The 8,988-nt window shown below is 57.5% G+C and carries 13 protein-coding genes; 7 read left to right on the top strand and 6 right to left on the bottom strand.

Annotated features, from left to right (window positions below):
* Positions 1-182 precede the first annotated feature (182 nt).
* On the top strand, positions 183-932 hold the full coding sequence (locus WA354_RS23535; protein ID WP_472815463.1) for a hypothetical protein: 750 nt from the start codon (positions 183-185) through the stop codon (positions 930-932).
* A 110-nt stretch (positions 933-1,042) separates the two neighbouring features.
* Here WA354_RS23535 and WA354_RS23530 read toward each other — a convergent pair whose 3' ends face one another.
* Positions 1,043-1,567, bottom strand: coding sequence for a DUF3011 domain-containing protein (locus tag WA354_RS23530; RefSeq protein WP_472815462.1), 525 nt, complete (start codon positions 1,565-1,567; stop codon positions 1,043-1,045).
* A gap of 329 nt (positions 1,568-1,896) precedes the next feature.
* Here WA354_RS23530 and WA354_RS23525 point away from each other — a divergent pair, with 329 nt between their 5' ends.
* Genes WA354_RS23525 through WA354_RS23505 form a run of 5 tightly spaced genes read left to right on the top strand, consistent with a single transcriptional unit; the run spans position 1,897 to position 4,108 of the window.
* A complete protein-coding gene (locus WA354_RS23525) occupies positions 1,897-2,286 on the top strand; it encodes a VOC family protein (protein ID WP_472815461.1) in 390 nt (129 codons plus the stop codon).
* A 38-nt stretch (positions 2,287-2,324) separates the two neighbouring features.
* Positions 2,325-2,648, top strand: a complete 324-nt coding sequence (locus WA354_RS23520; protein WP_472815460.1) for an ArsR/SmtB family transcription factor — start codon at positions 2,325-2,327, stop codon at positions 2,646-2,648.
* Complete coding sequence (locus WA354_RS23515; protein ID WP_472815459.1) at positions 2,645-3,067, top strand: SRPBCC family protein; 423 nt, start codon at positions 2,645-2,647, stop codon at positions 3,065-3,067. The genes WA354_RS23520 and WA354_RS23515 overlap by 4 nt, the downstream gene beginning before the upstream one ends.
* Positions 3,064-3,504 carry a DoxX family protein gene (locus WA354_RS23510; RefSeq protein WP_472815458.1) on the top strand — a complete coding sequence of 147 codons (441 nt, stop codon included), beginning with the start codon at positions 3,064-3,066 and terminating at the stop codon, positions 3,502-3,504. Before WA354_RS23515 ends, WA354_RS23510 begins: the two co-directional genes overlap by 4 nt.
* 7 nt (positions 3,505-3,511) lie before the next feature.
* Positions 3,512-4,108, top strand: a complete 597-nt coding sequence (locus tag WA354_RS23505) for a YdeI/OmpD-associated family protein (RefSeq protein WP_472815457.1) — start codon at positions 3,512-3,514, stop codon at positions 4,106-4,108.
* Positions 4,109-4,213: 105 nt separating this feature from the next.
* Here the strand turns inward: WA354_RS23505 and WA354_RS23500 are convergent, their stop codons facing one another.
* The 4 genes from WA354_RS23500 to WA354_RS23485 form a co-directional block, all read right to left on the bottom strand.
* Positions 4,214-4,639 carry a DUF1801 domain-containing protein gene (locus tag WA354_RS23500; RefSeq protein ID WP_472815456.1) on the bottom strand — a complete coding sequence of 142 codons (426 nt, stop codon included), beginning with the start codon at positions 4,637-4,639 and terminating at the stop codon, positions 4,214-4,216.
* A 20-nt stretch (positions 4,640-4,659) separates the two neighbouring features.
* On the bottom strand, positions 4,660-5,343 hold the full coding sequence (locus WA354_RS23495; protein ID WP_472815455.1) for a hypothetical protein: 684 nt from the start codon (positions 5,341-5,343) through the stop codon (positions 4,660-4,662).
* A gap of 26 nt (positions 5,344-5,369) precedes the next feature.
* Positions 5,370-6,716: an FAD-binding protein gene (locus tag WA354_RS23490; RefSeq protein ID WP_472815454.1), complete on the bottom strand. Its 1,347-nt coding sequence runs from the start codon at positions 6,714-6,716 to the stop codon at positions 5,370-5,372.
* A 98-nt stretch (positions 6,717-6,814) separates the two neighbouring features.
* Positions 6,815-7,540, bottom strand: a complete 726-nt coding sequence (locus tag WA354_RS23485) for a CPBP family intramembrane glutamic endopeptidase (RefSeq protein WP_472815453.1) — start codon at positions 7,538-7,540, stop codon at positions 6,815-6,817.
* 161 nt (positions 7,541-7,701) lie between these two features.
* On the opposite strand from WA354_RS23485, the gene WA354_RS23480 reads away from it, so the two are divergent.
* Positions 7,702-7,941: a DUF2934 domain-containing protein gene (locus WA354_RS23480; protein WP_472815452.1), complete on the top strand. Its 240-nt coding sequence runs from the start codon at positions 7,702-7,704 to the stop codon at positions 7,939-7,941.
* Between the two features lie 50 nt (positions 7,942-7,991).
* Here WA354_RS23480 and WA354_RS23475 read toward each other — a convergent pair.
* The coding region (locus WA354_RS23475; protein ID WP_472815451.1) for a dihydroorotase at positions 7,992-8,988 on the bottom strand (997 nt) is incomplete at its 5' end.

Raw genomic sequence — 8,988 nt, 5'->3', positions numbered from 1 at the left:
AACGCGAAGATGGAGATCGTGGTCGTTGCAAAAAAAGTGAAGAACCCTGAAGTGAACGCCAGCAGCAGGCTTTGGAAAAGGCTGAAGCCTTCCAGGGGAAATCCGAGAAATGTGGCGCCGGGGTGCTCTTGGCCATGCGCTGTTTGCATCGTCGCGACCTCTCTCGTCTAGAATACAATCTTATGCCGAGCAGCGCTCAAATCGAGCTATGGCCCGCGGAGAAGGTGGCCGCACAGGCCAACGTCGGTCGTACTCCCAACGGCATCAACTTTGCCGGATGGGGCGAGACACGTATCAGCGAAACTGACCTGGAGAGATTGGCCGGCGCGGTTCCGGCACTGCTCGCTCCAGCGCTGAAGAGCCGCGCCTACTACTTCGTTCCGCTGGCCATCGCCGATACAGGCGAGACAATGATCGCGCCCTCCTACACGGTCGAACTTGGCGATCGCGCAGTGTGCCATCGCAACGCGAGCTTCGGCACTACGGAAGCTGTGTTTCTATCCACGCGTCTTGTCGAAGACCGATTCGGGCTGGCCTTCGAATTCTTTATAAACGTGGCGCACAATTTTGCCGATGCGGCGGGTGTGCCGGAGAGCTTTGCGCGCCTCATCTGGTCGCAGGCCGAGGCGCAGGTACGCGGAGAAACCAGCCAGGATGCCTGGGAAGCTCGGCGTCGCGCGCAGGACTTGCACAACGGACAGAAGACGATTGACGAGCGGGCGCGAACGGCATTCTACGACGCCGCGTTTTCAGATGCGCTTGCGATCTATATGCTCTCACTCTCGGTCGATTTCGATTATCACGACCTGCGCGAGCGCGAATATCCGCTGCTGGCCGCGCCCGCGTTAGCCGAGAGGCTGCGCCACATCGCCAGCCTGTTCCCACCAAACGCGGGCTACGAGTTCCAGGTCCTCTACCGCCGCAAGGGATAGACTCGGCGAGATGGCCGTCCATTCTCGCTATGAATGGGCCCTCGTTTTGGCGTCCGACAGTCTGCGGACCCCATAAGGGTCCGCCGGACTATGCCCAACGGAATCGAAGTTTACTTGCCTAGTTGGAAGTCCGCTCGACAGCCGCGATCAACCCAGATGCCGTTATGATTGAAACCCCAGGTCTGTCCCTGGATGCATGGCGATCCGCTACGCTGGTTGACCATGCGGACGCCTCGGCTGGTGTCTGCGTTGCAGTAATTTCGCTTGCCGTCATTGGAGGAGCAGGTAATCTGCCGGCCACCGTTCGGGTAGCCACCTCCACCCGGATACCCCCCACCGCCGCCACCGTGATAGCCACCGCCAAGCCAGAAATCGGCGCGGCAGCCCCTGTCCACCCAGATGCCATTTTTGTTGAATCCCCAGGTCTGCCCCTGGATGCATGGCGATCCACTGCGCTGGTTGGTCATGCGAACACCGTACTGCGTCGTTACCTGGCAAAGATGACGTTTGCCGTCATCGGAGGCACACGTAACCTGGCGTCCGTTTTGCGCGGTGATCCCGCTCTGCGCCCGTAGCCCGGCACAACTGAGTACAACCATGGCTAAGGCTGCCAGATAAAGCTTGCATCTGCTCATCTTCTTCTCCTTCATTGGACTGGCTCACGAGGCTGACGAAGCATTTAAGAGAACGAAGAGGAAAGCTCTCTCGCAGAGCCCGATTTGGGGAGATTATACGCTCGGCGGCGATACGGCTCGCATCAAGAAGCGCATCCCAAAAAATCTGCCAATTCTGTCCTGGCCGGAGTCAGGAGATCCATCGTAAGAAAAGGACTATTGACAATCCATAACCATATGGTTATGATTTCGAAATGCAGGCGCGGTGTTCAAGCGGCTGGCGCGTTGGGCGCGCAATGAATCATGGACCCATACCAAATCCTCATCGCGCGGAGCAGAAAGGACACATCATGCAGATCAAATTGACTAGCATTTTCGTTGACGATCAAGACAAGGCTCTGAAGTTCTATACCGACGTTCTCGGCTTCCAAAAAAAACACGAGTTCACTGCGGGAAAATACAAATGGCTTACCGTCGTCTCACCTGAAGAACCAGAGGGCACTCAATTGGTCCTCGAGCTAAACGAAAATCCGGCCGCGAAGACGTTCCAACAGGAGATCCATCGGCAGGGAATACCCGCTTCTAATTTCTTCGTCGCTGACGTCCAAAAGGAGTACGCGAGACTGAAGCAACACGGTGTGATGTTCACCAAGGAACCGACGAAGACGACAGGATCGACGATCGCGGTGCTTGGCGATACGTGCGGAAATCTCGTTCAGATAACGCACCTCGACTGGTAATCGACAGTTAACAAGACCCATGGCCGTGGGGGATACGAATGCAAGCCGTAGCCAACAATCTTTTCAAGGCCCTCTCTGATCCGACTCGTCGCGCAATCTTCGAGCACCTGACTCGCGATGGTGAGCAGACCGTGCATGCCTTGACTTATCGTGCCGGAGTTTCACAACCGGCAGTGTCGAAGCACCTGACAGTTCTGAAGAGGGCGAAGCTGGTGCGGCATCGCCGCGAGGGACGCGAAACCCATTACAGCGCTCAACCGCAGGCGCTGGCGCCACTGGTCGACTGGATCAGCCAATATGGCGCTTTCTGGCGCGAACGATTTGATCAACTCGAAAATCTGCTGCAAAGGATGGACAAATGACCAATATCGCCACGACACGTTCTCTCGTCATTGAACGGGAGATGCCGCATCCCCCGGAAAAGATCTGGCGCGCCCTTACAGAAGGCAGGCTGATCGAACAGTGGCTGATGACGAATGATTTCCAGCCGATCGTCGGCCACCGGTTCAGCTTTCGCGCCACGCCTGTACCAGGCTGGAACGGGGTCATAGACAGTGAAGTGCTGGTGGTGGAACCGAATTCACGGCTCTCGTATGGCTGGACAACGATGGGATTAGAGACCGTGGTCACCTGGACGTTGACACGGAACGCGGGCGGCACCATCCTGCGCATGGAGCAATCCGGCTTCCCGTCAGAAGAAGGAGCCAATTACAAGGGTGCGAAATACGGCTGGACCAGCTTCATCGGCAAGCTCGAGAACGTCGTTGGAGGATTGCAATGACCACGAAATCGAAATCCATCGCCTATTGGGCTACGACCATCCTGCTGGCCTTCTTCATGACCGGCGGCGTCGCGCAGTTGATGCAATATCGCGCTAACCCTCACGGAGTCGTGCCCGATCTCGGCTACCCAATGTATTTCTTCGCGATACTTGGTATCTGGAAGATTCTTGGAGCCATCGCCATCCTCGTTCCGCGATATCCGCTCCTCAAGGAATGGGCCTATGCCGGCATCTTCTTTGACCTCACTGGCGCCGCGGCATCCTGCGCCTGGGTTGGAGTCTACGGCGCTTACGGCTTTCACGTCATCGCCCCACTAATGATTGCCGGCCTCTGCGTCGCATCGTGGGCGCTGCGGCCGGAAAGCCGCAAAATCGGCGTCCTCTCTCCCGCGAAGAACGGCAGCCCTGTAAGCGTGAGAGCAGCGAACATCGCCTAGTAGCCCTATGACAACGAGCAAAGCGAATCCCAAGGTTGATGCCTTTATCGCCAACGCAAAGAAGTGGCAGGAAGAGCTGAAGAAGTTGCGTGCCATCCTTCTTGACTCCGAGCTGACCGAAGAATTCAAGTGGAGTCAACCCTGCTACACCTTCCAGGGAAAGAACGTAGTCGTCATCAGTGGCATGAAGGAATCCTGCGCCTTCGCCTTTTTCAAAGGCGCCCTGCTGAAAGATGTCCATGGTGTTCTGACCAGGCCCGGTCAGCATTCGCAGTCCACGCGTTGGTTCAAGTTCGCGTCTGTCCGAGAAATCGCGGAGATGAAATCGGTCGTGAAAGCTTATATTCGTGAAGCCATCGAGGTAGAAAATGCCGGATTAAAAGTGAAATTGAAAAAGACTTCAGATCTGAAGTTTCCCGAAGAATTCCAAATCATGCTCGATGAATTCCCTGAATTGAAGACTGCCTTTGAAGCGTTGACGCCGGGACGGCAACGAGCCTACATCTATCACTTTTCCGCCCCAAAGCAATCCAAAACTCGCGAAGCCCGCGTTAGAAAATTCATGCCGCACATTCTCAAAGGCAAGGGGCTTCTTGATGAGTAAATGGAATGGCTCGGGTTTGGGAGACGGTCCTACAACGATATTGGGTGGGCCATGTCCCGATTTTGGGACATGGGATACCAGTCCACTCCGCCGGCACGAGATCCCTCATATCTCGGACGTGTTCAGAACCACCGCGGCACGAATCAGTGCTTTCAGCGCCTTCTCATTCACCTTGTCGCCTTCGCGAAAGTCGATGGCGCGCCTCAGATTGCCCTCGAGACTGGAATTGAAGAGACCTGCAGGGTCATCCAAGAAAGCGCCCTTGGCGAACGTCATCTTGACTACGCTCTTGTGGGTCTCGCCCGTGCAGATGATCCCGCTGTGGGACCACACAGGCACCCCGAGGGGGTTGGAAGGTTTTTTCCATTTGCACTCCTCCTCAACTTTGGGATCGGCTTGCTTGATCAAAACGCGGACGCGCGCAAGCATCTCTCCGCGCCAGTCGACGAGCTGTTGAATCCGCGCGTCCACCTCCCTGGCGGCAGAATCGCGAGATCCAGAATCGATTTTCCGGGGAGTGCTCTTTTTCATTGTGAGCCTGCTTCCCCCGCCTATGCCCGCGGCAGTGTGAGGATGTGGTAAATCGGGAAGCACAGAAGGAGCGCGGCGATCACAAGCATTCCCACGCGCACGCCCTTCGTCTTGAAGCGCTGGCTGATCGCGATCAAGAGCAGCACGGTTGCCAGCGTCACGGTTACGCGCACGTATTGATCGGAGTATTGCCGGCCTCGGGTGCCGCGCTCGAAGACTTCCGTGGCCTGATCATTCAACCTGGCGGCTTCATCCGCCTTGGCGCTTCGGTATTCCGTCATCAACTGTGGGCCCGCGGGAGCATTGGGATTGTTGATGGGGTCAGTCTTTTTCCAGGCTTCAAATGCGGGACGAAACTCGGGCAGGAAACGCCGTTCAAAAAGGTCGGCAAGCTTCTTATCGCCGTGGGCTTCTGCCTTCAGCCATTCAACCACGGTCGACGCGTTATACAAGCGCTCCTGATTGGCGTATGTGGCCGCTCCCTCGGCTTGAACCCGCAGTTTGCTTGCCTGGCCGTAGAGCTCTGACTGATATCCAGTCCAAAGGGCAGCCTGATAGCCGCTCCAGGCAGTGGCGATAGCGACTATCGCAAGCACTACAGCCTCCACGATCTCCAGTATTTCGTGTCCGCCCAAATGCTGCGATTCTTTGTGCTCGCTGAGATGGTGAGCAATTTCGATGTTGGAACCGCCAGCTTCGGGCATGAGAAGACCTCCTGGGTCTGTTTGCGCTACGTTTGGTAGAGATTTGTTTCGAGAAACTGATTGCGGAATTTTCCCGCAGCGTCCTGGCGTTTGAGCATGGCCTTGAATTCGGCAAGGCGCGTGTATTGGGATTGCAGTTGCGCGGGCGGGATGGTGAAGAGCTTGGCCCAGTGCGGGCGAGGAGCGAAGGGCTTTAGCTGCGCTTCAATCTGCGGCAGGATCTGCTTGACGGTCTCCCACTCGGGCTTCCACGTGAAGTGAATCGCCAGCGAATCACGCTGGTAGGCGGTACTCATCCAAAGATTATCGGCGGCGATGGTGCGCAGTTCGGTCACGAACAAATGCGGCGTGATCTGGTCGCGCAACTTCTCGACGGCGAGGATAGCTTGGTAGCCGTGCTCCCGGGGAACGAGATATTCGGTTTGTAATTCACGCCCACTTGATGGGGTGAAATTCATCTTGAAGTGGGGAAGGCGCTCGTACCACGGACCGGGAACGCTCATCTGCTCGGTGCAGCTTTCCGCAGGATGACCGGTGATGGGATGCAACTTTTCGGTTGCACGTGTCGCGCCGTAGAATTTTTTCGCCGGTTCGTGCTTTTCACCCGGTTGCAATTTGCGCTTGATCCAAACCTGCGTGGCCTGGTGATGCTGCCAGTCGGTAAACAGGCTGACGCTGTAACCGGCGCCAAAAATGGCGTCGAAGTTGTGCGCGATCTGGTCGAAATTGAGATCCTGATAGACAGTCTGCGCGACCTGGAATGTCGGCAGCAGGTCCAGCGTGACGCGGGTGACAACACCGACGGCGCCAAGCCCGACAACCGCACCGAGGAACTGCTCGTCATCTTTGTCTCGTGATAGCTGAATGACGTCGCCACTGGCGGTGACGATCTCGAGCGCGCGCACAGCAGTGGCGAGGTTTCCGTTGTGAATACCGGAGCCATGGGTGGCGGTCGCGATCGCCCCGGCAACGGGAATGTGTGGCAGCGATGCCAGATTGTGCAGAGCAAAGCCCCGTGCATCGATCACCGGGGCGAGCTGACCGTACTTGATTCCGGCGCCGACCCTGACGGTGCGAGCCATCTCGTCGATTTCAATCTGGTCGAGGTGCTGGAGCGAAATCTGATTTTGTGTGCTGTCGGCGATACGGTTGAATGAGTGCCGCGAACCGAGCGCGCGGAGCTTGCTGCAACTCTTCACCACCTCGCGCACTTCGTCCACATTCGCCGGCGTGTGCACATGGTCGGTGCTGTAGGTGATGTTGCCCGCCCAGTTCTCGCGTGGAGCGGGCTGCTGTTGCGCTGGTGCCAACCGCGAAATCATACTGCCGGCCACGATTGCTCCTGATGATTTTAAGAACTCACGCTTGTTCATGCCCAGGTTTGACCTCGCGTGCGAATGAAGAACGCATCCATGGATGCCCGACAAGGATAGGTGCCCTGCACGAATCCGAGCAACAGGTGAGTGGCAGGCTATGCCGGGCGAGGCTCACTATTTGATGCCAAGCTTAGCAGCTTGAACCCCATTTCGCCGGAGTTCCAGTCAACCGCCGCGTGTAGCAGCATCGCCGGCCACAGTGAGCCCACCAGGCTGACAACGATAGCAAATATAAATCCGATGAAGGCTGTTTTGGGCACCTGCCCGATGTCGAGATACACGTGGCCCGCCCCAAAGATCAACGAGGCCAGCAACACCGCCGCAACAGGCCCCATCCAGGCAGACAGATACCAGGTGAGAAAGCCGCGATAGAAAATCTCCTCGCAGAAACCCGCAGTCGCCGAGACAATCCAGAAGATGCGGCGTTCGCGCTCGGAATGTGGAAGGAGTGGTTCTGCGAATTGCAGTGCTTTACGCACGCGGGCACGGCGATCAGGGCGGGCGAGCAACGCGCGACGCTGTCCAAAGAGCGCTCCGATCAAAAGGACTACATAGACAAAACCCATACCGAGCCGCAATGGAGCATCACCGGCTAGGCGTAAATCTTCCAGGGTCCGTCCCGCAACCGCCCAGTACACCAGGAGTCCAATTGTCGCGAGCCATTCCCCGGCGATCAGTCTCCGGTAGTGGTCGAGGCGCGCCCCATTTGCCCCGCTCGCCAACTTCGCCAGATAACGCGGCCAGCCCCACTTCCACTCCAGGAGCGGGATCACAAGCAAAAAGGCAAACAGCAGATGATCGACAATCGTGTGATGGATCATTGACTTACATTACTTATCGGTTAACAGAAAGCACCAATAACAATGAGATCTGACAAAAATGGTACGCTTTGCCGCTTCGCTCTTTATCCGAACTTGACGATTTAGTAACCTATAGCAGATGGCCAGTTTGTCGGCCCGGGCCTGATAAGGAGAAGAGTCCAATGGCAGAAACACCGAAAAAACCGACCACCCGCAAGAAAACGAGCGCGTCTGCAGCTGCACCGAAAGCGGTTGCGCCCAAACGGAAAGCCACGGCTTCCAAAGTGACCTCAATCGGAGTCTCGCATGAAGAGATCGCGCGGCTCGCACACAAGTTCTGGGCCGAGCGCGGACGTCAGCACGGTCACGACGCCGAAGATTGGCTGCGCGCAGAACAGGAATTGCGGGGCAAGGCATCGTAAGGACTGTTTGTGGCAAGGCATGGCAAGGGGAATTTTGGGTTCCTCAATTTTTAATGGTTTGAATACGCTACCCGCCCTTCGCTGATCGTCCAGTGAACCTTGCCCTGCATCATCCATCCGTCGAACGGAGTGTTGTGCGCCTTGGAGAGTGTTTGCTTGGCGTGATACGTCCATTCGGCCTTGGGATCGAAGACAACCACGTCGGCAAAGCTGCCGACCACAAGCGTGCCACGGCCTTTGAGGCCGAGCAGCGCAGCGGGCTGTGCGCTCAGCAAGCTAAGCACGCGGCCTAAGGGCAACTTCCACTCCTTGTGCAGCCAGCGCAGGCAGAGCCCCAGTGCTGTCTCAAGGCCGGTGATGCCATTGGGCGCGTTTTCAAACTCCACTTCCTTCTCGTGCGTCGCATGCGGCGCATGATCGGTGGCGATCGCGTCGACAACACCATCGAGAATGGCTTCGATCATGGCATCGCGATCCGCGGCTGAGCGGAGCGGCGGATTCATCTTCGCGTTGGTGCTGTACTGGCCCACGTGCTCTTCGGTCAGCAGGAAGTGGTGGGGCGCGACTTCGCAGGTGACGCGGAGTCCATTGCGCCGGGCCTGGCGGACTGCGGCAATGGCGGCGGCGGTGGATGTGTGCGCAACGTGGAGATGAACGCGGGCGTCGCGAAGCTCGGTGACGAGACGAATGTCGCGTTCGACGAGGGAGCTTTCGGCTTCGGACGGCATGCCGCGCAGGCCGAGCTTGAACGCGGTTGGGCCGGCATTCATGCTGGCGCCCTGCGTCATGCGCGTGTCTTCAGCGTGCTGGATGACGCTGAGGCCTACGCGCGCTGCTGCTGCCAGTGTTTCGCGCATCACGCTGTCTTTGAGGATGGGATGGCCGTCATCGGTAACGGCGACGGCACCGGCGGCTTTCAGTGCGGCAAAGTCGTTTAACGTTTCGCCTTTTGATCCGCGGGTGGCGGCGCCGATAGGGTAGACGCGCACGCAGGCGCCGCGTTCGGGTGCGAGCATCCAGCGGGTAATTTCTGGCGAATCATTGACG

The sequence above is a fragment of the Occallatibacter sp. genome, assembly GCF_049802275.1.
Classification (GTDB): Bacteria; Acidobacteriota; Terriglobia; order Terriglobales; family Acidobacteriaceae; genus Telmatobacter.
This window is presented reverse-complemented; position numbering and strand designations above follow the sequence as displayed.